This is a genomic window from Methylotenera sp. (genome assembly GCF_029945535.1).
In the GTDB taxonomy this organism is placed as follows: domain Bacteria; phylum Pseudomonadota; class Gammaproteobacteria; order Burkholderiales; family Methylophilaceae; genus Methylotenera.
Window position 1 is genome coordinate 16122 of record NZ_JAQSCU010000019.1, and the last position, 25609, is coordinate 41730.

29 protein-coding genes are annotated in these 25609 nt (G+C 42.9%); 3 read left to right on the forward strand and 26 right to left on the reverse strand.

Annotated elements, in window-relative coordinates; genetic code table 11:
• Positions 1-5: 5 nt before the first annotated feature.
• Positions 6-629: a glycerol-3-phosphate 1-O-acyltransferase PlsY gene (gene plsY, locus PSU72_RS14100; RefSeq protein ID WP_300433415.1), complete on the reverse strand. Its 624-nt coding sequence runs from the start codon at positions 627-629 to the stop codon at positions 6-8.
• 267 nt (positions 630-896) lie between these two features.
• Between plsY and folB the strand changes: the two genes are divergently transcribed.
• Together folB and PSU72_RS14110 are read left to right on the forward strand one after the other, a co-directional pair.
• Positions 897-1250 (forward strand): dihydroneopterin aldolase, encoded by a 354-nt coding sequence (gene folB, locus PSU72_RS14105; RefSeq protein WP_300433340.1) that lies wholly within the window; start codon positions 897-899, stop codon positions 1248-1250.
• A gap of 5 nt (positions 1251-1255) precedes the next feature.
• Positions 1256-1954: an endonuclease/exonuclease/phosphatase family protein gene (locus PSU72_RS14110; protein WP_300433342.1), complete on the forward strand. Its 699-nt coding sequence runs from the start codon at positions 1256-1258 to the stop codon at positions 1952-1954.
• 298 nt (positions 1955-2252) lie between these two features.
• On the opposite strand, the gene xerD is transcribed toward PSU72_RS14110, so the two are convergent.
• The 25 genes from xerD to PSU72_RS14235 form a co-directional block, all read right to left on the reverse strand.
• Positions 2253-3161: a site-specific tyrosine recombinase XerD gene (xerD, locus tag PSU72_RS14115; RefSeq protein WP_300433343.1), complete on the reverse strand. Its 909-nt coding sequence runs from the start codon at positions 3159-3161 to the stop codon at positions 2253-2255.
• The gene (locus PSU72_RS14120) at positions 3154-3663 is read right to left on the reverse strand and encodes a methylated-DNA--[protein]-cysteine S-methyltransferase (RefSeq protein WP_367186097.1); all 510 of its coding nucleotides are present in this window, start codon (positions 3661-3663) and stop codon (positions 3154-3156) included. Before PSU72_RS14120 ends, xerD begins: the two co-directional genes overlap by 8 nt.
• A 379-nt stretch (positions 3664-4042) precedes the next feature.
• Positions 4043-4438: a 50S ribosomal protein L19 gene (gene rplS / locus PSU72_RS14125; protein WP_300433345.1), complete on the reverse strand. Its 396-nt coding sequence runs from the start codon at positions 4436-4438 to the stop codon at positions 4043-4045.
• A 67-nt stretch (positions 4439-4505) separates the two neighbouring features.
• On the reverse strand, positions 4506-5252 hold the full coding sequence (gene trmD, locus PSU72_RS14130) for a tRNA (guanosine(37)-N1)-methyltransferase TrmD (RefSeq protein WP_300433417.1): 747 nt from the start codon (positions 5250-5252) through the stop codon (positions 4506-4508).
• A gap of 37 nt (positions 5253-5289) precedes the next feature.
• Positions 5290-5829, reverse strand: coding sequence for a ribosome maturation factor RimM (rimM, locus tag PSU72_RS14135; protein WP_300433418.1), 540 nt, complete (start codon positions 5827-5829; stop codon positions 5290-5292).
• A 104-nt stretch (positions 5830-5933) separates the two neighbouring features.
• Positions 5934-6434, reverse strand: a complete 501-nt coding sequence (rpsP, locus tag PSU72_RS14140) for a 30S ribosomal protein S16 (protein ID WP_300433346.1) — start codon at positions 6432-6434, stop codon at positions 5934-5936.
• A gap of 163 nt (positions 6435-6597) precedes the next feature.
• Positions 6598-7290 (reverse strand): 7-cyano-7-deazaguanine synthase QueC, encoded by a 693-nt coding sequence (queC, locus tag PSU72_RS14145; protein WP_300433347.1) that lies wholly within the window; start codon positions 7288-7290, stop codon positions 6598-6600.
• Between the two features lie 26 nt (positions 7291-7316).
• Positions 7317-7955, reverse strand: coding sequence for a 7-carboxy-7-deazaguanine synthase QueE (gene queE / locus PSU72_RS14150; protein ID WP_300433348.1), 639 nt, complete (start codon positions 7953-7955; stop codon positions 7317-7319).
• 208 nt (positions 7956-8163) lie between these two features.
• Positions 8164-9012, reverse strand: a complete 849-nt coding sequence (gene ybgF, locus PSU72_RS14155; RefSeq protein WP_300433349.1) for a tol-pal system protein YbgF — start codon at positions 9010-9012, stop codon at positions 8164-8166.
• 46 nt (positions 9013-9058) lie between these two features.
• Positions 9059-9634, reverse strand: a complete 576-nt coding sequence (pal, locus tag PSU72_RS14160; RefSeq protein WP_300433350.1) for a peptidoglycan-associated lipoprotein Pal — start codon at positions 9632-9634, stop codon at positions 9059-9061.
• A 125-nt stretch (positions 9635-9759) separates the two neighbouring features.
• Complete coding sequence (gene tolB / locus PSU72_RS14165; protein WP_300433351.1) at positions 9760-11064, reverse strand: Tol-Pal system beta propeller repeat protein TolB; 1305 nt, start codon at positions 11062-11064, stop codon at positions 9760-9762.
• 183 nt (positions 11065-11247) lie between these two features.
• A complete protein-coding gene (locus PSU72_RS14170; RefSeq protein WP_300433352.1) occupies positions 11248-12081 on the reverse strand; it encodes a TonB C-terminal domain-containing protein in 834 nt (277 codons plus the stop codon).
• Between the two features lie 35 nt (positions 12082-12116).
• Positions 12117-12515: an ExbD/TolR family protein gene (locus PSU72_RS14175; protein ID WP_300433354.1), complete on the reverse strand. Its 399-nt coding sequence runs from the start codon at positions 12513-12515 to the stop codon at positions 12117-12119.
• A gap of 3 nt (positions 12516-12518) precedes the next feature.
• Positions 12519-13193, reverse strand: coding sequence for a protein TolQ (gene tolQ / locus PSU72_RS14180; RefSeq protein ID WP_041360197.1), 675 nt, complete (start codon positions 13191-13193; stop codon positions 12519-12521).
• Positions 13194-13195: 2 nt separating this feature from the next.
• Positions 13196-13633, reverse strand: a complete 438-nt coding sequence (ybgC, locus tag PSU72_RS14185; RefSeq protein ID WP_300433356.1) for a tol-pal system-associated acyl-CoA thioesterase — start codon at positions 13631-13633, stop codon at positions 13196-13198.
• Between the two features lie 4 nt (positions 13634-13637).
• A complete protein-coding gene (gene ruvB / locus PSU72_RS14190) occupies positions 13638-14672 on the reverse strand; it encodes a Holliday junction branch migration DNA helicase RuvB (RefSeq protein WP_300433357.1) in 1035 nt (344 codons plus the stop codon).
• Positions 14673-14729: 57 nt separating this feature from the next.
• Positions 14730-16847 (reverse strand): EAL domain-containing protein, encoded by a 2118-nt coding sequence (locus tag PSU72_RS14195; protein ID WP_300433358.1) that lies wholly within the window; start codon positions 16845-16847, stop codon positions 14730-14732.
• Complete coding sequence (locus tag PSU72_RS14200) at positions 16848-17786, reverse strand: ABC transporter substrate binding protein (RefSeq protein ID WP_300433359.1); 939 nt, start codon at positions 17784-17786, stop codon at positions 16848-16850.
• 69 nt (positions 17787-17855) lie between these two features.
• Complete coding sequence (locus PSU72_RS14205) at positions 17856-19883, reverse strand: TonB-dependent siderophore receptor (RefSeq protein ID WP_300433361.1); 2028 nt, start codon at positions 19881-19883, stop codon at positions 17856-17858.
• Positions 19884-19934: 51 nt separating this feature from the next.
• Entirely contained in the window at positions 19935-20993 is a 1059-nt protein-coding gene (locus PSU72_RS14210; protein WP_300433362.1) for an AI-2E family transporter, read from the reverse strand.
• A gap of 66 nt (positions 20994-21059) precedes the next feature.
• Positions 21060-21965, reverse strand: coding sequence for a DUF4349 domain-containing protein (locus PSU72_RS14215; protein ID WP_300433364.1), 906 nt, complete (start codon positions 21963-21965; stop codon positions 21060-21062).
• Positions 21966-22025: 60 nt separating this feature from the next.
• Entirely contained in the window at positions 22026-22604 is a 579-nt protein-coding gene (gene ruvA / locus PSU72_RS14220) for a Holliday junction branch migration protein RuvA (protein ID WP_013149186.1), read from the reverse strand.
• 77 nt (positions 22605-22681) lie between these two features.
• Complete coding sequence (ruvC, locus tag PSU72_RS14225; protein WP_013149187.1) at positions 22682-23245, reverse strand: crossover junction endodeoxyribonuclease RuvC; 564 nt, start codon at positions 23243-23245, stop codon at positions 22682-22684.
• A 71-nt stretch (positions 23246-23316) separates the two neighbouring features.
• Positions 23317-24042: a YebC/PmpR family DNA-binding transcriptional regulator gene (locus tag PSU72_RS14230; protein ID WP_013149188.1), complete on the reverse strand. Its 726-nt coding sequence runs from the start codon at positions 24040-24042 to the stop codon at positions 23317-23319.
• A 59-nt stretch (positions 24043-24101) separates the two neighbouring features.
• Positions 24102-25037 carry a DMT family transporter gene (locus tag PSU72_RS14235; protein WP_300433368.1) on the reverse strand — a complete coding sequence of 312 codons (936 nt, stop codon included), beginning with the start codon at positions 25035-25037 and terminating at the stop codon, positions 24102-24104.
• A gap of 96 nt (positions 25038-25133) precedes the next feature.
• On the opposite strand from PSU72_RS14235, the gene PSU72_RS14240 reads away from it, so the two are divergent.
• A complete protein-coding gene (locus PSU72_RS14240; protein ID WP_300433369.1) occupies positions 25134-25565 on the forward strand; it encodes a CBS domain-containing protein in 432 nt (143 codons plus the stop codon).
• Positions 25566-25609: the final 44 nt, after the last annotated feature.

Consider the following 25609-nt stretch of genomic DNA (forward strand, 5'->3'; position numbering starts at 1 on the left):
ACAGCTTACTTTTTCTTACCAAAACTCGATTCAGTGCCAGCCAGCAACTTTTGAATATTGCTTCTGTGGCGCCAAATCAGCATTACCGCCATAATAGTGACCGCAATAACATAGTCGTTATATGCTGACAATAGAAACCATGCATACACTGGCGCAAGTGCTGCCGCCACAATCGCACCGAGTGATGAATAACGGGAAATAGCAAAAACTACAATCCACGTTACCACTGCCGCTAAACCGAGCAATGGCGAAATAGCTAACATCACGCCCAGCGCTGTCGCCACGCCCTTGCCGCCTTTAAATTTATAAAAAATTGGATACAAATGCCCAAAAAATACAGCTAAACCAACTGAAGCAACTACCCACATCAACATATCAGACTGCAAAGCTAACCAAACTGGCAACCAACCTTTAAGCACGTCACCTAACAATGTAAGCGCTGCAGCCAGCTTCTTACCACTACGCAATACATTAGTCGCACCCGGATTACCAGAACCCACCGTACGCGGATCAGGCAACCCAAACAGCTTACTCACGATAATACCAAATGCAACAGAACCCAATAGATACGCAGCCACAATCCAAACCACAGGAATTAACGTGACTGGTACAAACCCTAATTCATTCATAAAATCTCTCTTTACCGTAATTCCCGCGCCAACGGGAATCCATTTTAACCACACAAATACCCTGTCATTCTGAGCATAGCGAAGAATCCAAGCCATAAGTCAACTTGCTGGATTCTTCGCTATGCTCAGAATGACGAAAGTGAATAACAATCCGTCCGTTATCTAAAACTTTTGTACGATGCACACTCGCACATTGCAATTGTAGTTTAATATTCAAAATATTACTGGATTCTGGATTGCAGGAATCACGACACGAGAATAAAGCCAATGGACACCATATTTTTAGAGCAAGTTAAAGTACAAACAAAACTAGGGGTACCCGAGTGGGAACGCATGATGCCGCAAACCATTATCCTAGACATTGAAATTGGCTACGATTTAACTAACGCCTGCCAAAGCGACACCATTGCCGACACCATAGACTATGGCGCAGTCGTTAGACGCATACGCGAAACCTTAACTGAAAACAGCTTTAAATTAGTAGAAGCCTTAGCTGAATATCTTTGCCAATTGATATTGAAAGAATTTGGTGCGCTAAGTGTGAAGATTAAAGTGGCAAAACCTGGGATATTGCCGGGATTGAAGGCGTTGGGGGTAATTGTTGAACGCAACAGAAATTAGATAACATGAAAATTGTAACTTGGAATTGCAATGGGGCATTTCGTAGAAAGTTTGAATCCATAAAGCATATGGATGCTGATATCTTAATTATTCAAGAGTGCGAAGATCCTGTGCGCAGTAAAGACATTGCCTACATAAACTGGGCATCCAATTATCTATGGCTAGGTAACAATAAAAACTCAGGTCTTGGCGTATTCGCCAAAGATGCCATATCTCTAACATTGCTTGATTGGGAAACACAAGGTCTAGAGTCTTTTATTCCGTTTCTAGCAAATGATAATTTAACAGTTTTGGCTGTATGGACTAAACAAGCCAACTCCCCTACATTTCAATACATTGGGCAATTGTGGAAATATCTTCAAGTTCATAAATCAAAATTACCGTTAGCTCAAGCCGTTGTTTGCGGCGACTTTAATAGCAACGCCTGCTGGGATAAATGGGACCGATGGTGGAATCATTCAGACGTAGTTTCAGATTTACAAAAATTAGAAATTCACAGCATTTACCATCACCTCAAGCAAGAGATTCAAGGTAAAGAAAGTTCAGCAACATTTTATATGCATCGTAAAATTGAAAAGCCGTATCATATTGACTATGCTTTTACATCAAAAAATCTTTTGGCATCAGCACAGTTAGAAATAGGCAATCCTGCTGAGTGGCTCAGATTAAGTGACCACATGCCAATAATTTTTGAAATTGCTTAATACTTACCCCTCACGTTCCCTTACACCACGCCGAGCAACGCAAACTTAAAGGAGTTTTCAGCAAGCGGCTGTTTGAGCCAAGTGATTTTATTGGCGAGTTTCCGATTGCTGCCTTTATGTTGAGTAGCGCAGGGAAGGCGAAGCCCGTGGGGTTGGGGTGCCGTTTTCTGTGGTTACTTTCTTTTCAGGCAATTAAAAGAAAGTGACTAGCTGTCGGGCTACCCCCCGACACGGTTCAATAACCTACACAGTTAAAAGACACTGGATTCCGACTTTCGTCGGAATGACGAATGGGAAATTAGCCCCTAGGATGATGCATACTATGCAATTGCTTTAAACGCTCCCGCGCCACATGCGTATAAATCTGTGTAGTTGAAATATCCGAATGCCCTAACAACATTTGCACCACTCGCAAATCAGCACCGTGATTCAACAAATGCGTGGCAAATGCATGGCGCAACACATGCGGTGACATATGCTTATTAATACCAGCACGCAAGGCATAGCGCTTAATCAAATACCAGAAAGCTTGGCGCGTCATCGCCTCACCTCGATTGGTGACAAACAACGCATCGCATAAACGCTTTTGTAAAATTGCCGAGCGCGCATCACTTAGATAACGCGAAATCCAATCCACAGCCTCTTCACCCATCGGCACTAAGCGTGTTTTACTGCCCTTACCTGTAATTCGCACTATGCCGTCGCTCACGCTGACTTCTGTGACTTTGACACCCACTAACTCAGATACACGCAATCCACAGGCGTAGAGCAGCTCTAGCATCGCTCTGTCGCGCAATCCTGCTGACTCTTCCACATTAGGCGCATTAAGTAAGGCAACGACCTCTTCTTCATTCAAGCTTTTAGGCAAGCTGCGTGGTAATTTAGGCGATTGAATTTGAATGGTCGGGTCTAGGCTGATTTTGTTATCGCGCATTAAGTAGCGATAGAATCTGCGCATACTTGCAATCAATCGACTAATACTACGCGGCACACTTTGTGGAAATTTCACCGCGAGATATTGCTGAATATCAGCTTGGTCTACTGTGAGTAATTGCTTATTTTGTGGTGTGAGCCAATGGGCAAATGAGGTTAAATCTAGGCGATAACTTTCTAGCGTATTTTTAGATAAACCATCTTCTAGCCACAAATGGTCAATGAAGGTATCAAGCTCTGCTAAGTCTTGCGGCGAGAGCGTGCGCTCACTCATGTGTATAGCCTTGCACACCTTCATGCGCTAATAGCCAGCGTTTAATGACCAAACCATTTTCTTTACCTTGCATAAATCCGCCTATGCCATTTTGCGCAACGACGCGATGGCATGGAATGATAAGAGGGATATTGTTTGCACCACAGGCATTTGCCACGGCGCGAGGCCCTGAGCCGATTTGGCTGGCAATCTGCCCATAGGTTGCAACTTGCCCCAACGGAATCGCGACAATGGCCTGCCAAACGCTCTGCTGAAAGGCTGTACCGTGTTGATAGTGAAGCAATGTATGAAATTGAGTATTGGGCTGCTGTAGATATTGATTGATCTGCTCATAAGCTTGCCTGATGATGGCATTTTTTATTACGGCGGGGTGATATAGCTGCAGATGCTCTTGCGAAGGGGGTTCTGGCAACAAATCAATCCCGAGCTGATTGCCTTGCATGGCAATGGCTACCACACCAAAAGGTGCATCAATGAGGGCTTCGTACTGAGTAATCATCATGTTATGTTAAACCAATACAGTGCAGATGCAAACGAAAAATCATGGGCGTAAACTATAGTGATAAGACTTATATAACCAATCCATCAAGTCACCCAATGCCATAAGTAACTTTCACTACCATCATTCCGTGCTTTCGCATGTGAATAATGTGTTTTAGCACATATATTCCACGGTGAAGACCTTTACGGTCTGACAGGGAATCTAGAGACTTTTGCAATGTTGCTAAGCCTCTGGATTCCGATTTTCATCGGAATGACGGTAGTGAATGGTTTGTCAGACTATTTAGCGGAATAACTACAGGTATAAAACCATAGTCGTAAAAAAACCCAAAAGCCTTTCGACGTTTGGGTTTTTGCTATTCAGCAATAAAGGCTTAGATTTAAGCTTTTGCTTCTGGAGCCATAACTTCTTTTTCACGTGTGAACAATTTTTCTTTAATACGTGCTGATTTACCTGAACGCTCACGTAGGTAGTAAAGTTTCGCACGGCGAACATCACCACGACGTTTAACTTCAATGCTAGCAATTAGCGGTGAGTAAGTTTGGAATGTACGCTCAACACCTTCACCAGATGAGATTTTACGTACGATGAATGATGAGTTCAAACCACGGTTACGTTTAGCGATTACAACGCCTTCGTATGACTGCACACGTTTACGTGTACCTTCAACTACGTTCACGCCAATTACTACAGTGTCGCCTGGTGCGAAAGATGGGATGATTTTGCCTAAACGGGCAATTTCTTCCTCTTCCAACATTTTAATAATATCTGCCATTTTATATCCCTTGCGGGTTCCTTTTAATTATGAAGATGCTTGTTCCTGCGCTGAACTTAATACCAAGTTACTCAGTATCGAGTTCTTTGAGCAGCCGTGCTTCTTCTTTCGTCAACGGCCTTGCGGCCAATAAATCGGGACGTTGATCCCGAGTTCTTTTCAGCGACATTTTCAAACGCCACTGTTTAATCTTCGCATGATTGCCCGATGTTAAAACATCCGGCACTTTCACGCCTTTATATTCTTCTGGCCTAGTGTAGTGCGGGCAATCTAACAAGCCATCTACAAATGAGTCTTCAATGGCCGAATCACTATCGCCTAAACTGCCCGGCAAGAGCCTGACAATCGCGTCCATCAAAGCCATGGCAGGTAACTCACCACCACTTAACACATAATCGCCAATGGAGATTTCCTCATCCACTAGCGCGTCTATCAATCGTTGGTCTACACCTTCATAACGACTGGCTAACAACACTAAACCTTGTTTCTTGCTTAACTGCATGACTTTTTCATGCGTCAACGGTTTACCTGCTGGTGAAAGATGGATCACCCAACTTTCGATATTCTTTTCAGCTTGGCTTACTTTCGCTGAACCAATGGCTTGCTCTAATGGCTCAACCAGCATCACCATACCAGGGCCGCCACCATAAGGCCTATCGTCTACCGTTTTATGATTATCTGTTGTGAAATCACGTGGATTCCAAAACTGCACATCATAAATCTTTTGCTGTAATGCTCTACTGGTAATACCATATTTGGTAATGGCATCAAACATTTCAGGAAACAGCGTTATGACGTCAAATTTAAAAGCCATCATCAAACTTGGACGACATGAAATTTAAACAGCATGATTAGAAATCTGCATCCCAATCCACCAACATCGTTTTTGCCGCTAGATCAACTTCAAGGACTACATCGTCAATAAACGGTATTAATCTCTCTTGCGGTTTTTCTTTAGCTATAGTCTTATCGGCTGGAGCATCCTGCTGAACGGCATCTGCACGTACAGCAATCACATCATTTGCGCCAGTTTCAAACACATCAACTATCAGGCCAAAATCAACTTCCTGCTTATTCTTAACGCGTAAACCAATCAAGTCTGACCAGTAATACTCATTCTCGTCAGCTTCAGGCAATTGTTCTCTAGGCACTGCGATTTGCTTACCCTTGCAAGCAAGCGCAGCATCGCGATCATCTATGCCTTTTAGCTTAACAACAAGCACATCATTGTGAGTTTTGGCGGTTTCAACAACCATTTCACGCCAATCGTCGCCTTTGCCTAGCCACCAAGTTTCGTAATCAAATAGACCGTCAAACGCTTCTGTATCTGGCACAATTTTTAGCCAGCCAAAAACGCCGTAGGGCGCAACTATGCGCCCCATGACTACCATATCAGTGCTTGTTTGCTGAGTGTTTGCCAAAATCTTAGTAGCTGCCAAAATTACCCACAGACTGAATCAGTCGCTCGGTGACACACATCACCTGAGCGATGATATTAAGCGTCTGCAGCTGGTGTTTCAGCTACTTCTGCAGCAGCTTCAACTGGAGCAGCGGCAGCTTCGGCCTCAGCAGCTTTTGCTGCGGCTGCAGCTTCAGCGGCCTGTGTAGCTTCTTCAGCGGCTTTCGCATCTGCTTCAGCTTTAGCAGCATCTGCAGCAGCTTTAAGTTTTGCAGCTTCAGCAGCAGCAATTTTAGCTTTTACAGCATCAGCTTTAGCAGCATCTTTTGCTTTAGCAGCAATAGCGTACTCTGGACCTTTAGCGTGAAATTTAACCAAACGCGCTACTGTATCAGACAACTGTGCACCTTGACCTTGCCAAAATGTAACACGCTCTTGATCTACACGAAGCGCTTCTGCACCAGCTTTTGCTGATGGGTTGTAAAAACCAACACGCTCGATAAAGCGGCCATCACGACGATTGCGTGAATCTGCCACTACCACGTTGTAGAAAGGAGTTTTTTTCGCGCCACCACGAGCTAAACGAATAATAACCATAATCTTTGTTCTCTTTTAGAAAATTTTAAAGCAGAAAGGCGCGGATTTTACGTTATTAATGATGGGTTTGGCAAGTAGTTTGTGCATTAATACCATAATTAATCTTTGTGTAAAATCGATAGTTTTAAAACTGCGCTGCTTATACACAGTCTTAGCGCCACGTTTAGTTGTGTTTTTTATATCGTGTTGGGTCTGCCAAGCCTGCTGCAGCAAAACCTTCCCGCCTTAAACGGCATGAGTCACACAATCCACATGCCTCACCATGGCTGTCTGCTTGATAGCAAGAAACAGTCATCGCGTAATCCACACCGAGCTCTGTGCCCAGCGTGACTATTTGTGCTTTTGTCATATCAATCAATGGTGCATGAATAGTAATTGCATGACCCTCCACTGCGCTCTTAGTTGCTAGATTCGCCATGGCTTGAAATGCCTTGACATATTCGCCACGGCAATCCGGGTAACCTGAATAGTCCAGTGCATTCACGCCGATAAAAATATCCTGACTTTTTAACACTTCTGCCCATGCTAAAGCTAAAGACAACATAATAGTGTTTCGCGCGGGCACGTATGTGATTGGTATGCCAGCAGTTTCGCTTTCTGGCACCGCAATCGCATCATCGGTTAATGCAGACCCGCCAAATAAAGATAAATCTAAATTCGCGGTTTTATGTGCTGCTGCGCCCATAACATTGGCAACGTTTTTAGCTGCATGCAATTCAGCAATATGGCGCTGATGATAATCTAAGCTTAAGCAATAGCAATCAAAACCTTGAGATTTGGCAATCGCAAGACAGGTAGCGGAATCTAACCCGCCAGAAAGAAGTACGACTGCATTCTTTTTTGTTTTATTTTCCATATTTGAATCCATACCGAAACTACAACCTAAACCCCAGGCTTTTCGCCCCATAATATTTTATGCAATTGAACTTGCATACGCACAGGTAATTTATCCGCCAGCACCCACTCAGCTAGGTCGGTAGGACTCACTTGACTATAGACTGGCGAGAATAACACGGGACATTTTTCGGCAATTTTATGCGTACTTAATAAATCTCTCGCCCATTGGTAATCTTCTCGACTACACAGTACAAACTTCACTTCATCTGAGCTTTTCAAATGATCTAAATTGCTCCAGACGTTATTTTTTAGCTCGCCTGAATCTGGTGTTTTGACATCTAATATTACAGAAACACGTTTATCTACTGGGCTAATATCAATCGCGCCGCCTGTTTCTAAGGATACGTTGTAGCCTGCATCACATAAATCTTTTAACAATACATGGCAATCTTTTTGCGCTAGCGGCTCACCGCCCGTCACTGTGACGTATTTTGTGCCGAATTCTGCGACCTTAGCCAAAATATCAGCAATCTCAATATTGCTGCCGCCACTAAATGCATAAGCGGTATCGCAATACACACAGCGCATTGGGCAGCCTGTTAAGCGCACGAATACTGTGGGCAATCCTACGCGTGAGGACTCGCCTTGTATTGAGTAGAAGATTTCGTGGACTTTGAGTTTCATTACTTAAGTTTCATTAATGCTTAATATGCCAGAGAACTGATTGTATAAAAAAATAGCGCCAACTTGAATTGGCGCCATTGTAACTTAAATATGGATTTACTTAAATTGAGCTAAGCTAATGTTTTAGCAATAGAACTTATTTCAATAGCCGCCAATGAAATAGGTGTTAATTAAAATACCATTAACTAAATACCAAATTAAATATAAGTTACTTAATCGCCTCTAATGCTTTCAATCGCTTTTGTGCGGTAGGCGTTACTTCGCTATTCGGAAACTGAGCAATTAAATCGCGCAAAGTTTTTTTCGCACCCGGCACTAGGCCTAATTGAATTTGACTATTCGCCATATTCAACATCGCATCTGGTACTTTTGGGCTTTCTGGATGCAAGTCTATTACTTTTTGTTGTGTAGCAATGGCAGACTTGTAGTTTTTTAAGGCAAATTGTGAATAACCTAAGCCATAAGTCGCCTCTGCTGCCAGCGTGCTGTTTGGGTAGTCTTTTAAGAATTTATCATAAGCATTAAACGCATCTTTATGCTTAGACTCTTTGGATAAACCATTAGCCAGCTCTAGCAATTGATACTCTTGCGTATTTTTAGCTGGTGCGGCTGCCACCACTGGGGTTGACTGTGGCGCTGACGCATCACTTGAACCCGCTGCTGCAGGAGTAGCGCCGCTTTCTAGCTTGCGCAAACGTGTATCAGTATCACCATACAAATCTTTTTGTCTTTGCTGAGTCGCATCGACATTATGATTTGCCACTTCTAGATCGCCTTTAAGCCTTGCTACTTCTTGCCTCAAAGACTCGATCTGATTCTGCATTTCCATCAAGCCACCACCTTTAGTGATGGCTTCAATGGCTTGCAAACGCTGCTCGAAGTTCTTTTTTACATTCGCTAACTCAGTCTGATTCGCCTGATCCTGGCTATTCATTGTCGTTTCAACTTCAAGAATCTTTTTGCGCGCTTCTTTGTCGTCAAACAAAGCCGCATGGCCACTTATTGCAAATAGCTGCGCAGACAATAACACACTAGCCAGTATCAGTTTCTTCATCATACTTTTTAAGTCCTAAATAGTTAGCTCTAAGTCAACGATCTTACAATTACTCGTTTTCGTAGACTACATCTACACGACGATTTTGTTTTGAACATGCATCATCCGCACAGCCTTCTGTCGCTTTTTCTTCACCAAAGCTTACTGTTTCAATTTGTGCATCTTGCACGCCAAGTAAGTTAAGTGATTTTTTCACAGCGACTGAACGGCGTTGACCTAATGACAAGTTGTACTCACGAGTACCGCGTTCATCGGTATTGCCTTGTAGAATTACTTTTGCTGAAGAGTGTGCTAGCAAGTATTTAGCATGTGCCTCAATGAGCGGACGGAATTCAGCTTTAACTGCATCGCTATCAAAATCAAAATAAACATTACGTTTAGACAAAATATTGTTCGGATCTTTTAGCGGGTTATTGCCTGAATCTGTCGCATTACCATCAATCGCCACTTCTTTAACGGCTGAAGTATCTGCACCTGTATTTTCTGCAGGTTTAGTCACTTGAGCTGGACTTTTATCTTCCACAGTCACAGGCTTAGTGTTCATTGGTGTGCTTTTGCAAGCGCTTAATACCAATGCAAGCAATAAGCTGCTTAGTAACTTAGTGTTCCATGTAGATTTATTCATATTACTCTCCTCAAGATGTCATGCTTTATAAAATATACTTAAACTTAATTATTTCTATTACTCGAATTACAACTATTTTTACTACTGAATATCTATTCAAAACGCCTACTACTTATCTAATAGAACTATTTAATTAACGGTCCCCAAGCAGGTTCACGAATATCACCACCAGATTCATTCAAGCGTTGCTTCACGCGACCATCTGCCGATACTGCTGCTAAAGCACCATGTCCGCTGGAACGTGTTGCATACAGAATCACACGACCATTGGGCGCAAAACTTGGCGATTCATCTTGCGAGCCATCACTTAATAGTTGCACTTGCCCTGTTGTTAAGTCTTGTAGCGCTACACGGAACTTACCACCATCATTACGTATCATTGCCAATGACTTACCATCCGGTGAGAAACGTGGGCTAACGTTATACGCACCCTCAAAAGTCACACGTTGCGGATCTCCGCCGTTAGCAGAAACTTTATAGATTTGCGGCTTTCCACCACGGTCTGAAGTAAAGTATATCCACTTAGCATCCGATGACCAAGTCGGCTCGGTGTCAATCGCATTGCCCTTAGTAATACGACTCAAACCAGAGCCATCAGCATTGATAGTATATACCTGAGAGTTTGCACCATAAGTGAGTACGATAGCCAATTTACTGCCATCTGGTGACCATGCTGGCGCGCTATTATTCCCTTTAAAACCAGCTAATACAGTGCGTTGACCACTTAAAGACTGCACATAAATAATCGGCTTTTTCTTTTCAAAAGACACATAGGCAATTTTATTGCCTTCTGGTGACCATGCTGGCGAAATAATAGGCTCTTTTGATGACACCATGGTCAAAGGATTTGCGCCATCGGCATCTGCTACTTTGAGCATATAACGGTCATTCGCCTTAGTGATGTAAGCGATGCGGCTCGCAAAGATGCCTGATTCGCCAGTCAGTTTCTGATAAATCACATCCGCAATTTTATGTGCAGTTGTTCTTAGTTGATTGGGTGCAATATTGTACTGCATGCCGGTTAGTTGGCTTTGCTTAAGCACGTCTGCTAACTGAAACGTGACCTTCAAACGGTTATTCGGCAATGTTTCTACCACGCCTACTGCCATGGCCTGCGCTTGCAGATTTGCCCACTCTGAATATTTGATTTGCGTGATATCGGTAGGTTTATTCACCACGCCGCCAGTTTCTAACACGCGAAATAAACCGCTGCGTTTCAAATCTGCCGCAATAATGCTGCTAATGTTGTCTGTGCTATTACCACTTTGCTCAAATGGCACAATGGCGATTGGCACTTGCTGCGCACCACCGCCACTAATTTCAATTTCTAATGCTGCATTAGCTAATGATGAGATAAACAGGCTTGCAGAAAATATAGCTAAATTAAGTAATTTGGTGAACTGCAATCTTGAAAATTTAGGGTTATGCATAGGCTATGTTTAATGTCTTTAATTAATCATTCATTAAAATTTAAGAATTGGAACTCAGAACCCGTAACTTAGTTCTCATTGAATTCCAATCCAAGCTTATTTTGACGCCTCAAGCATTTTGACGCCACACGATTTACACTTTGTTACATTCAAACACGCTTTTATAAGACGTGAAAAACCAACTTAATCATTAGGGCGGAATTTTAAATTTAAGTTTCTAAATTGAGAGAAAAGCGATGGATCATTAGGTAGCGGCAATGGCTCAGAAGCCATAATTGCCCGTTCCACGGCTTCATCACAGGCTGCGCTACCGCTTGATTTAACCAGTTTAGGGCTGCCACTTAACTCACCTGTTGGTAGCAAGCCTATATCAAATCTAAGCTCCGGGTTACCTTCACCACACAGCGTTTTATTGACATTACCTTTAATTTTAGCCTGTATTTTATTCTTGAACTCACCTACTACACCCGCATTGGCTGAGGCTTTAGATGATAAAGCTTGTTGTTCCCCTGCTGTTTTTTCTTCCGCTAATGCCTCTTGTTGTAGCTTCTTTAAGGCGTCATTCGGTTTATTTACTTTTACAGCAGGCTTCGCATCATCTTTAAGTGCTTCTAGCTTTAGCGCATCAAGCTGTTTCTTTAGTTCTAAAGCTTTCTCTTTTTTAAGTTGGTCTTCCGCTTTTTTCAACTCTAATGCTTTTTTCTTTTTTTCTAGCGCAATGTCGACTTGCGGCTCTTCTTTTGGCTTTTCTTCTACGATGGGTTTAGGTTCTGGCTTAATCTCTTCTTTAACAATCGGCTTTGGCTCTGGCTGTACTATTGGTTGCACTACTGGCTCAGGTGCTGGTGCGGTTTGATTAGGGATGCTATCCCACAGCTCAACTTCTGTGACATTTAAAGTAGTGTGTGCGGCTTTCCAGTTAAATGAAATCAGCAATGCACCAAGTAAAGCCAGATGCACAGCAATTGCTAGCCCGCCAGCCTTCCAAGAAACTTCTTTTTCGTACGTTCTAATCATTTTAATAAACTGGCCATATTAATAGTTCTGCGAGCTTATTTCGCTGGCGCTAACAATAGCCCAACTTTATCCACTTTGTTCTGTTTGAGTAAATCCATCACACCTATCACATCGTCGTACTTAACATTTTTATCTGCGGCAATCACGACCGAACGCTCTGGTGATTTTGTAAGCGCTTGGCGCACAGCCAGCAGCAATTCATCGCGCGGCATAGGCTTACTGTCGAACTCTATTTTGTGATTGAGTTTAACCGTGAGTACCAATGGAGGCACTTGCGGTTGCTTTAAAGCCTGACCTACTTTAGGTAAATCGACCACGCCAGGGTTAGTCATAGGTGCGGTGACCATAAAAATAACCAGTAGCACCAAAGTCACATCAATGTAGGGCACTACATTGATTTGATTCATCACGCGACGTTTGCGAGTACGCGCCATGATTTAGCTCTTTCTTTGCAGAATATTAGTGAACTCTTCCATAAAGCTTTCGTAACGTACAGAAAGCCTATCGACTGAACTGGCAAAACGGTTATAAGCAATGACGGCTGGAATCGCCGCAAACAGACCGATTGCAGTTGCTACCAAAGCTTCGGCAATGCCAGGAGCGACTTGGCTAAGGGTTGCTTGTGCCACATTAGACAAACCTCGAAACGCATTCATAATGCCCCACACTGTGCCAAATAAGCCGATATATGGGCTCACAGAGCCAACTGAGGCTAGAAACGGCAGATGTGCATCCAGATCGTCTAACTCACGGTTATAGGCAGCCCGCATTGCGCGACGAGAGCCTTCCATTACATCAGAAACATCCATCGTCGTTTGCTGTTTGTGACGTACATATTCCCTAAAACCCGCTTCAAATATACTTGCCATGCCTTGTGGTTTTCGACGGCTTGAGGCGAGGCCTTCAAATAGTTTATTCAAATCACCACCGGACCAAAATGCTTTTTCAAAGTCTTCCGCATTAGTCTCAGCTTTTTTAATCGTTGCCAGTTTGATGAAAATATACCACCAAGAAAATAGTGAGGTGCCTATTAACACCAGAAGCACCATCTGCACAGGCAGGCTGGCACCAGCCACTAGCGAAAAAATAGACATATCATTGGCCGCGCTTATACTCATAACTTCTCCACATTTAAATTTATTGCTTGTATTCTAATCATGTCTTGCTTCATAGCAGTAGGAATGGCTACCGGACGAAAAGTTTCCGCATCGACAAATGCAGCTTTTACATATGCTTGAATCAATTCGATGCCATTGCAGATAATCGTTTGCGCCATTTCTATGCTGCCATGCCCGACATTTGCCAGCTCGCACTTTACCTCAAGCATGTCATTGAACCTTGCAGGCTTCTTGAAATTAATCGATAGGCTATGCACCACAATAATGACGCCAAGCTCATCTTTAACTGTGGTTTGCTCGTAACCCAAAGCGCGGAGCCATTCAGTACGAGCACGCTCCATAAAGTTCAAATAATTCGAGTGGTAAACCACGCCGCCTGCATCGGTATCTTCGTAATACACACGGACTGGCCAGCTAAAACTGTTCTGACTCATGCTTTTACTCTTGCCACGTTTCACCACTTAAATGCTTAGGCATGGGCAATTCAAAATGCTGATAGGCTTGCTGCGTGGCGATACGTCCACGAGGTGTACGCATTAAATAGCCTTGTTGAATCAAATAAGGCTCAAGCACATCTTCAATCGTATCGCGCTCCTCACCTATGGCTGCTGCTAGATTATCCAGACCTACAGGACCGCCGCCGAATTTTTCTATCACTGCGAGTAAAAGCTTTCTATCCATCACGTCAAAGCCAAGCTTATCGACATCCAACATCTTCAACGCTGCATCAGCGATTTCTGATGACACGATGCCATTGGCTTTTACTTGAGCGTAGTCACGTACACGGCGCAGCAATCTATTGGCGATACGGGGGGTGCCGCGTGAACGGCGGGCAATTTCGAGAGACCCCGTATCAACCATTTCAACTTCTAATAAACCAGCTGAACGATGAACAATTCGAGCCAGCTCTTCAGAAGTATAAAATTCCAACCGAGAAACGATACCAAAGCGGTCACGCAATGGGTTAGTCAGCATACCTGCACGAGTGGTCGCGCCTATCAAGGTAAATGGTGGTAAGTCGAGACGCACACTGCGTGCGGCAGGGCCTTCACCAATCATAATATCTAGTCGATAATCTTCCATCGCTGGATATAAAATCTCTTCGACGACTGGCGAAAGTCGGTGAATCTCATCGATGAACAACACATCATTCGGCTCTAGATTCGTCAGTAAGGCAGCCAAGTCGCCAGCACGCTCTAGCACTGGACCAGAAGTTTGGCGCATATTCACGCCCATTTCTTTGGCAATAATATGTGCCAAAGTAGTTTTACCTAAACCTGGTGGCCCAAACAGTAAGACGTGATCCAGCGCCTCACTACGACCACGTGCAGCATTAATAAAAATCTCTAATTGGCTGCGTGCTTTTTCTTGTCCGACATACTCGTCTAAAAGCTTGGGGCGCAGAGCGCGTTCTAAGGCTTCTTCGCGAGGGCTTTCAGCATCGGGGGCAATCAGACGGTCAGTTTCTATCATAAGTTCATCTTGTTATTTGGGTTTTAGTGCTAAGGCGCCATTAAAACACGTGCATATTTATTGCGCATGCAATTTTGCGTAGCGTTCAATCAATCCTTTGACTGTGACTGGGCCACCTAAATAGAGACCTTGCCCATAGTGTACGCCTATGCTTTTCAATTCACGCAATATCTCTTCATTTTCAACAAACTCAGCCACCGTTTTAATATTCATAGCTTCGGCTACGCTATGAATTGAGCGCACCATGGCGTGGTCAATTTTATTAATATGCATTTCTTTAACAAAAGTACCATCAATCTTCAAATAATCCACGTCAAAATTTTTCAAATAGGTAAATGATGACATACCACTGCCAAAATCATCTAGCGCAAAACTACAGCCCAGTTTTCGCAATGCGCTGAATAACAAAATGGTATTTTTTAGGTTAACAATCGCAGCGGTTTCAGTAATTTCAAAACAGATAGACTCAGGCGGAATTGAATATTTGATGAACATATCTTGTATAAAGCTCAACAAACTTTTATCACCTAATGAGGTACCAGACAAGTTAATTGAGAATATATAGTTACATTTTTCTGCATTAATATCTAACAACTGCTGGTACGCTAAGAAAACGTTTTTAATGACCCATCTATCAATATTAGGCATCAAATGATACCTTTCGGCAGAGGGTATAAATGTGGTTGGCAGAATTATTTTGCCATCGAGATCAATTTTTCTAAGCAAAATTTCATAGTGCTGTACTTGTGTCGTTACAGAGGTGAGCGGCACAATTGGCTGGCAATAAAGCATAAATTGCTCGTCATCAATTTCATCGGTAATGTCTGATATTGACTCTACCGCACTGCGCTGACGAACCACTTCAACATCACCTGGGTTAAACAAAAAGCTTTGATTTCGCCCAGCTGATTTGGCTGAGTAACAGGCCGAATCAGCTGCATGAATAATCTCACTGACGTTTTCAAAGCCTTGATTAATTACCACTAAACCAATACTGACGCCAACATTAAAAATTTTATCATCGTGAATAAAACGATAATCCCGAATGGTTTTTAGTAGCGCATTGTTAATCTGATTCGCATCTCCTAACGTACAGTTTTCCAATAGCAAGCCAAACTCATCGCCGCCTAAACGCGCCAAAGTGTCTCTCTCTCGCATTTTATTCGCCATTAAAATACTGACTTGCTTGAGTAACTCATCACCCGCGGAATGCCCGCAAGTGTCATTCACTAATTTGAACTGATCTAAATCCAAATAACAAAATATATGTTGTGCATTATTTTCATGTACGCTTTTTAGGCAGCGCTCTAAGCGCACTTCAAACTCGCGGCGGTTAATTAAACCAGTTAAATCATCATGCTGAGCCTGATGGCGCAACATTGAGGTTGCATCGTTTATCTTATCTTGCATGCTGTCATAAGCATGCTTTAGGCTACTAGACATGGAATTAAAACCTTTTTGCAAGGTTTTTAGCTCGCCACTTGAATTTTCCATAATCGTATGTGAAAACACGCCTTCACCAATACGATTCACTGCTTGCGCAATCTCTTGAATAGGTTTGGTAATATTTCTACCTAGCTTCCATGCCAACAGCCCACTTAAAACCAAACCAAAAATAGCCGTTAAGAAAATCTTTACGATTAAATCTTGCTTAATATTTTGTAGAGTCTGGTTACTCAGCTCCACGTACACTTGACCAATTTTTTCTGGAGTGTACGATTTTTTCAGCTCCAATTCTTTACTACTTAGATTAGCAAAATCATCTATCTCAACCAAACTGCGGTATATAGGGAATGTAAAAATAATGCCTTTATTTTGAGGAATTTGCTCTAGATTTTCTTTGATAATCTTAGCAATTAACGCTTTAGGCAATTCACGACCACTTAATGCTAGCGTCAATCCTTGGCTGTCGACCACCATCACCGTTCTTAAGTCCTGCTCATTAGATAGTGCCTGTTGGACTAGCCTTTGCAGCACTTGGCTATTACCAGAAATCACACCATACTCCGCCGCTGGAGCGAGCTGTGAAGCAATCACCTTGCCTCGATCTTCAAGGGATTGATCTAAAACACCGAAAATATTGGTGATTGCATACCCGACTAAAATAATAGCGAATAGCAAAGCTGGAATCGTACCCAAAAATATAACACGTGATTTGATGCCGAGATTCTTCATTTACATAGCCTCTTGAGCGTCAGACTCTAGCATTTTCTTTAAAATCTCGTCTTCATCCATTAACGGAATGTTAAGCGAGCGTGCGACTTGATAATTCAACATGATAGAAAAATACTTTGGCAATTGCGGCGGTGGCAAATCGCTCGGCGCTACGCGTGATCTAATCGCGATTTCTGCGGCCTGTTTTGCCAGTTGCTTGCTGGTGCTATACACCGCCGCTAAAGCGCCGGCACGCACATAGGATTGAGAATAACCAAAAATAGGTTTTTGATAACGATAGCTCGTTAACAAAATAGGTTGGGCTGTTTCACGGCTATAAATAGCGGGATCTGGAATCGCTAAAATAGCATCGACGCTATCCAAAAGCTTTTTCAATTGGGGAATTAAATCAGCCTCTTGATTAACTTTCTCTTCCTGAATATTCAGCCCGCGCTTTTCGCCCTCCTCTCGCACATACTCAATATATTGTGCAGAAGTCGTACCGAGTAAAACGCCTATTTTTTGCGCTTCGGGTAGCACACGCTTAATCAGAGACATTTGGCGCGAAAAAGGTTGATCTAAGACAATCGCGCTAAAATTACCTAAATCGCGCTTATTTTTTGCCATGATGCTATTAAATGCTGGCAAGGGCGTAAACACGCCTAATACAGGCGTAGACCGTCTTAATTTGCTAGCCGCTTCTAGCGCTTTTACACCTAGCGCAATCACTAACTCACTGTTTTCAGCTACCACCAGCTTTTCTGCGTCTGGCAGCGTAATGACATTCACTCTAAGATTAATTTGCTTATACTTTGCAAGCTCAGCATTGAATTGATCGACAAATTCAAGGTTCGCTGGCGTTTGTACACTCATGACAATCGTCACACCTGTATAGGCATGCGCAACAAAGGGTACAAAAAGACCAAGCACTAGCATTGCGCATGCAAGTACGCTATTCATCCAGACTTTTCTATTTAGCTTCAAGAACAAAATTGATTTCTCAACCATTCAATTCATTATTCAATTGCATTAAAAATCTAACCTTACATTAAGTCGAGCGCGACGCTTGAGCGTGTTGTAATCTGCAAATTCTTGATAATGTTCGTTAAACAAGTTTTCAACGACCGCAGAAACTTCGCCACTGATATGTTTTTCTTTAAACTTACGCGCCACTCGAATATCAGATCTTCTCGCTAAACCGACATAATCACCATCCCCTAAAGCGGTAACCTCACTGGTTTGATAATAAGCATAACTGGCATCCCATTGCGGGTTAAAACGGTGAGTGAGCAATCCGCTAAAAGTGCTACTGGGCATAGACATGGTGATATTTCTGGCAGTTTCAAATTCGTCAGCGTTAATGTCTACATAAGCATAATTTAGCAATACATTAGTATTCGTTGTCACTAGCCATTTGACTTGTGCCTCAAAACCTTGAATCGCAACATCACCTCCATTTGTATTTTCGCTTGGATTTTTAATTACATTAAAGCTTGGTGCAGTAAAGTCGTGGTTAGTAGAGGATTGAATATAATCATGAATATCATCTCTGAAAATTCTTGTATCCAATTTAAACTTACCAAAATCGCCTAGATATCCGATCTCTTTAGAAACTATTTTTTCTGGCTCTAAGTTCCCTGCATCTACTACAAAAGCAGCTAAATAGGGTAGCCTTTGCGCAACTCTTGGGATAACTATAATTGTATTAAATTTTTCTTCTAAATAATTGGGGGTTCTCGAAGCCGTTGAAACACCAAATCTAACAGTATGATTCGGATTTATCTTGAAATTAATACTAGCGCGCGGCGAGATGTTTGTTGCAGTAAAATCGTTATGCTCTAACATAGCACCCACATTAAACACCATTTTACTCAATGGGCGCCATTCAACGTGTCCAAACATCCTTTGTAGGTCAAATTGGTCAGTTCTATCATTGCCTAAATAATGTGGGGCATACATCGTATCTCGACGAAAACTCCCCCCCCAGATTCCACGCAGCTTAGGTGATAGTGAGAAATTATGCTGTGCTTCAACATCATAACGCTCCATTTCTATATCATTATTAATCTGCAATGTAGGTGAAACCAAATGAGTAAACGGTGGATCTAGGTTAACCGAATCAATACGATCATCCGATTTATCCATTGAATGATAAGCTTGAACGGAAAAGTCACTATTTTCACTCCCGCTATGACGCCATCGAATCAGCTCGTAGTGATTATTAATATCTCGGCTTCTAGGCTCAAAATAACGAGTTGTATTGATAGTTTCGTCATCATCGCGCTCACCATTGACAATGCCTAGCTCAAACTCAAGGGTATTTTTACTATCTAACTTGTAATCAGTTTGTACATTTAGCAAGCGTGTACGCTTAAAGTCATAACGATTATCCAGACCATCATCATCACGATAACCCGCAGTCACTCGATAGCTTAAATTATTTTGCTTAGCCCCATATCGTAGAAACGCCTCATGTCGACCATCACCATAGGTAGCGCTGACACTAGTACCAAGCTGATCTGATGGGCTTTGTGTGATGATATTAATCACACCAAAAAAAGAATTGGCGCCATAACTCGCAGCATTTGGGCCACGTGTGATTTCAATACGATCAATATCAGCTATCGCAATCGGCAACTCACTCCACTGCACACCACCGTATAAGGGACTGTAAACCGAACGACCATTCACCAACACTTGCATAGAGCCTGCGTAAGCTGTCGTCATGCCATGGTAACTGACTGCGTGATTGGTGTTATGTACGAATCCAGCATTCGTCCCCACATAAAAACCTGGGACTAGACGAAATATTTCTGGGAGATCAACAACTCCAGATGCGCGTATGGTTTCTCGGTCTAACACCGTAACGGCTGAAGGGGCATCAGCGATAGATTGTGACAACCTAGAGACCGTAAGCACTCTAGGTACATCACCAATATAGTCATCTTCAGAGACTTCCTTAATAGGCTTTTCTTCAGCCGCCAAAACTGGGCTAAAGCTTACAAAAACCACAAAGCTCAATGTAAAAACACCTTTATTAATCAACTTATTAATCATTAGTTTCCCCTAATTTTTAATAAACCACCGCAGAAATAATACGTTTTATCTTCATTCTGCAATCTCCAGCAGCTTCTTGTTTTGCAAGGCCATCCAATGCAATATGAGCGTAAAGCCTACCGCGAGCAATGTTGGTCCAAGAAAAATACCAATAAACCCAAAACTTAAAGCACCACCAAGTACGCCGAACACAATGAGTAATAAAGGCAAGTGTGAAGAATGGCTAATAAGTATTGGCTTAACTACATTATCTACCGTGCTAATCGCTAGTAAACCATACAGCGCTAAGAATATTGCCCAACCATGCTCGCCCTGGCCATATAGCCAAAATGAAGCGCCTCCCCAGATTAACGGCGGTCCTACAGGAATTGCCGATAAAAAGAATGTGGCACATGCTAGCAATAACGGCGCTGGCGCACCGGCCAGTAAAAACCCAGCCATGGCAACAGCTGATTGCGCTAGAGCAGTACCAAATATCCCTAGCATGACGCCCTTTACGGTGTTGCATGAAAGAATAAGCATCTCTTCACCAAGTTCGCCACCTAATCTGCGCACGATGGTAACAAGTCCTTGAGCTATTCTAGCGCCATCACGGTAGAAGAAAAATGCCACAAAAACGACTAGAAGCAATTGTAGAAAGCCACCCGCGACTAATTGCACCGCACGTAAAGCAAACGCGCGCATAGGTTCATAATACTGACGTAACAGCTTCATCAACTCTTCATGGCTGGCGGTGGCGCGCTCCCATGAATGGCTGATTTGCTCGCCAACAATGGGTAGATTACGCACCCAATCAGGCGCTTGTGGCTGCAAATTTTGCAAGCTAGCACCCAGCTGATTGAATAGCTTATCTGAAGAATCGGCCAAATTCATAGCAAGGTATGCCATAGGCAGAATCAAGGCGACCAGTAGCAGCAAGGTCATAATCATGGCGGCCCAAGTATCCCGCTTGCCTAAGCGCAACCACAATCGATGATAAAGCGGCCAAGTAAATAAGCAAAATATGGCGGCGAATAAAGCTGCTGCCATAAAAGGCTGCAACACATAAATGCAGCCTATCGCCAACAAAGTGATGATTGCAATTCGTGTGACTTGGTTGGTATTAATCATTGAGGTCTCGCCTTAAATTTAACATTCAATTACTTGGCTGCCAAAATCTCGCAGACTGACTTCAAGCTACTTGCTTCGCCATTTATCTCTAATTTTAATCCACAATTTGCGCGCTAAGATGAGTATGGGAATACCAAATAATAACCACGGCAATATCGTTACAAAGAACGTAATAGCGGCGGCTAAGCTTTCCATCATGACATGCCCAGCCTCTTTAAGCGCATGTGCAACTGGGGAAAAGAAGCCTTGCTCGGTAATGCCTTGTTTGGCAGTAAAGTCAATATTGACTGCAACCAATTCGGTTTCTTGTGCTAATACTTTACGCACACCTTGAATGGTATCGAGTTGACTTTGTGTATCCACCAACTCACGCTGCACTTCAATTAAGTCTTTAAATTTAGCAGACTTGTCCGTGAGCATTGCACGTAAACTATCACGAAATTCTGTTAGGTTTTTAATCCGCGCTTCTGCATCTATCACTGCGTCCGTTTTATCTTCACTATCTCGATGATGCTGTAATACTTCTGCATTTTTTGCTAAACCCGAAAGAAATATCTCAACAGACCTAGGTGGCACACGTACGGATAAACTCGCAGAAGGCGGGCTATATGGCGTTGCACGATTGTAATTTGCACTCAGAATTTGGCACTTTAACAACTCACAATGTGCAACCGTAGCATCAAATGCAGACTGCATCTTTTCAGCTTCGGTTTCAACCGTCAGTGCGTGGCGCAAAGCGATATAGCGTTTAGCTGTGGAGTTAGCCGCATTTGGCTCAGTTACTTCGGTGAGAGATTCCTCGCCGCCGCCCACGCTATCCGCCACTTTAGCTCTTGCCATATCTGACATTGGTGCCGACTTCATCGCAACACTTGGCGCTGGCATTGACTCAGCTGCACCATCGTTATGTTGCCCACAAGCCACGAGTATTGGTACCGTAGCAATCAAAAACAATTTACTCAAAATACTCATAATGTCTCCGATGCTGGGCTGACGCTTAGGCTCCTTCACTGAGCTTCACATAAACCCATCTTATTTAGATAACGATTTCAATGCTAATTTAATACCTTCTGCTACAGTCGCGTCTGCTGGCAACAGTTTCACAGCAGCCAATGCTTCGCGTTCATTGTACCCCAATGAAATCAAGGCATTTAGCACGTCGCTACTGGCTGATTTTGGCTGATTGCTATTACTTGGGCTTAATCCAGCAACCGTAAATTTATCTTTAAGTTCTAACAATAAACGCTCGGCTGTTTTCTTGCCCACGCCCGGCACGCGCGTAAGCATTGCGGTGTCCTGCATGGCAACAGCCTGCACCAAATCATCAATCGATAAACCGCTTAAAATTGAAAGTGCTGACTTTGCACCTATACCATTCACTTTAAGCAACTGCCTAAAGGTCGCACGCTCTTGGTCGCTGCCAAAACCATACAAAAGCTGTGCATCTTCACGCACTACAAAATGCGTGAGCATCACCACTTTTTCACCAATGGCTGGTAGATTATAAAAGGTACTCATCGGCACTTCGCATTCATAGCCCACGCCATTGCAATCAATGAGCACCAACGGCGGTGTTTTTTCCAGCAAAATCCCGTTCAATCTTCCTATCATGGCATCATCCAAATCATTACTAGTGTTAACAACTGTATATTTTTAAAACTATGACTGTTTAAAAAAGAAAAACATCATTAAACCAACCGTCCGCCACGTACTCGGTAGCCAGCGGTAGCAAGCTTGCCCAAGCCTTGTCCACCATGCGCATGGCAAATGGCACAAGCCAAGGCATCGGCTGAATCTGGTTTAGGCGTTGCGGGTAAGTTAAGTAAGCGTTTTACCATTTCTTGCACTTGTTCTTTTTGTGCATGGCCGTTGCCGACTACGGCTTGTTTGACTTGTAGCGCCGTATACTCGGCTACAGATAAATTACGAATCACCGCCGCGCTGATGGCTGCGCCACGGGCTTGACCAAGCAATAAAGTTGATTGTGGATTGATATTCACAAACACCTTCTCAATCGCCACTTGGTTAGGTTGATAAGTATCAATCACCTCAAACAAACCATCTAAGATGATTTTTAAACGAGCTGGCAGCTCTTCTCTATCATCTTCGCCTTCAACCTTATTCTTTTTGCCGCTAGCAGTTTTAATTGTGCCGCTTGAGATATAGGTGATTTTTTCACCTACTTTTTCGATGACACCGAAGCCTGTTAAGCGCAGGCCAGGGTCGATGCCTAAGATTCTGACATTACTCACAATGCTCAAAAAACTAATCGCTTAAAGTCATAAAAGACGCGAATCAAAAAAGGGATTAAGCAATTCATTTTTTAGTCTTCGATGACAGCAGAAGTATAGACATCCTGTACATCGTCTAAGTCATCTAGCGCATCTAAGATTTTTTGCATTTTCACCGCATCATCACCCGTAAACACGGTTTCCATGTTCGGCTTCATCGTCACTTCTGCCATCACAGCTTTTAAGCCTGCAGCTTCCATGGCTTCTTTAATCACCATAAAATCGTTTGGTGGCGTGATCACTTCAATACTGCCATCTTCATCCGTCACTACATCTTCTGCGCCAGCTTCTAGCGCCACTTCCATGACTTTATCTTCATCAGTACCTGGCTCATAAATTAAGCTACCGCAGTGTTTGAACATAAACACCACGCTGCCATCTGTGCCTAAATTACCGCCATGTTTGCTTAACGCATGACGCACATCCATCACCGCACGTTGTTTGTTATCGGTTAGGCAATCAATAATAATCGCCGCGCCGTTAATGCCGTAACCTTCGTAACGAATTTCTTCGTAGTTAACGCCTTCTAATTCACCCGTACCTTTTTTAATGGCACGAATGATATTGTCTGCCGGCATGTTCTCTTCTTTAGCTTCTGCCACTGCCGCACGTAAACGTGGGTTCATGTTCACGTCACCACCGCTCATGCGTGCAGCAACAGTAATTTCTTTAATGATTTTAGTGAAAATTTTGCCGCGTTTTGCGTCTTGACGACCTTTGCGGTGCTGAATATTTGCCCATTTACTATGACCAGCCATATTACCAACCCTTAATACTTGAAAAATAATTGAATTTTAACACAAGCTCACGCTGCCACTCACTCTTGCCCTTGAGCAGGATCAATCTGCGTATGTTTAATAATGCTGATGCCTGAAATGGTCACCAAAGATAATGCAATAAACACCATGCCAATCAATTCATAAGTATTTGGCACTTCATTTAATTGAATCCAAGCGGCTATTACGCCGATAACTGGGGCCAACATACTTGCCATACTTGCTACACCTGCTTGCAAACGTTGCAGCGCATATAGCCACAACACCCAAGCCAAACAGCCGCTAAATAAGACATTAAACAGCACAGCAAAAACAAAAGTTGGCGTCCACTGCATAGGTTGAGCTGGCAAAATAAAAGCAACTACGACAACTGGAATTGACCCTAGAAACATAGGCCAAGCAGTGAGGTTGAGCAAATCTAAATGAGGTGCGCGTTGATGTAACTTCTTTGAAACGATGGCGGATATGGCCCATGAAACGCCTGAACAAACCGCCAAAAACATACTAAAGCCATCTGCCTTAATATGCAGCGGATCAAAAATAAGCACCATACCAAACAAGGCAAACAACACCGCCAACCACTGCCAGCCCTGTATTTTTTCACCCAACATTGGCCAAGCGAACAACATGACCCAAAATGGCATTGTGTAAGTTAGCACCGCAGTTTTACCCGCTCCGCCCTCTACCAGCGCCCAAATCAGCACCCCAGTAAACCCACAAGACTGCAAAAGTCCTAGTACTAACATTGTAGGAAATTCTTTTAGTGCTAATGGGCGCTTAGTCAAATAAATCAGTACAAATAACACAATAGAACCAAAGAAAGTACGTATCGCCGCAAACTGAAAAGGGCTAGCAAACTGCACCGCTTGCTTCATCACCACCCAGTTATAGCCCCAAATAATCGTGAGTATAAAAAGTGCAATGAACGCTTTAACGATGAGCTTTTTCTCTTGTTTACTTTCAGTTTCTTTTTGCATAAATTATTTTTTTGCAGAATTAGATGATTTTTGAATTTGCTTAGATCATTATAAGGTGTATATTTTTATGGTAGTACTAAATGTGAGGAGAACAACATGAAAACATTACAACAATTACTAGATAATAAAAAACATAAAACCGTTATTTCAATTGCTCCACATCGCCCTGTATTTGATGCCTTAGTGGTGCTTGCGGAATATAAAATAGGTGCATTACTGGTACTTGATGGCGACAAACTAGTCGGTATTTTTTCTGAACGTGATTACGCGCGGGAAATTATTCTTAAAGGCAAATCTTCAAAAACTACGCCTATTAGCGAAGTCATGTCATCCAATGTGCTCACTGTTAAGCCTAGCGATACGGTAGAGCAAGCGATGAATATTATGTCTGATAAACATATCCGTCATTTACCTGTGCTAGAAGGTGACAAAGTCATTGGCATGCTATCGATTGGTGACTTAGTGAAAGAAACCATTGAGTATCAGCAAACACTCATTAAGCAGCTTGAGAGCTATATTACGGGATAGGTGTTAGCTAGGCTTATCATTAAGCCAACCAGTTTTAGCACCAC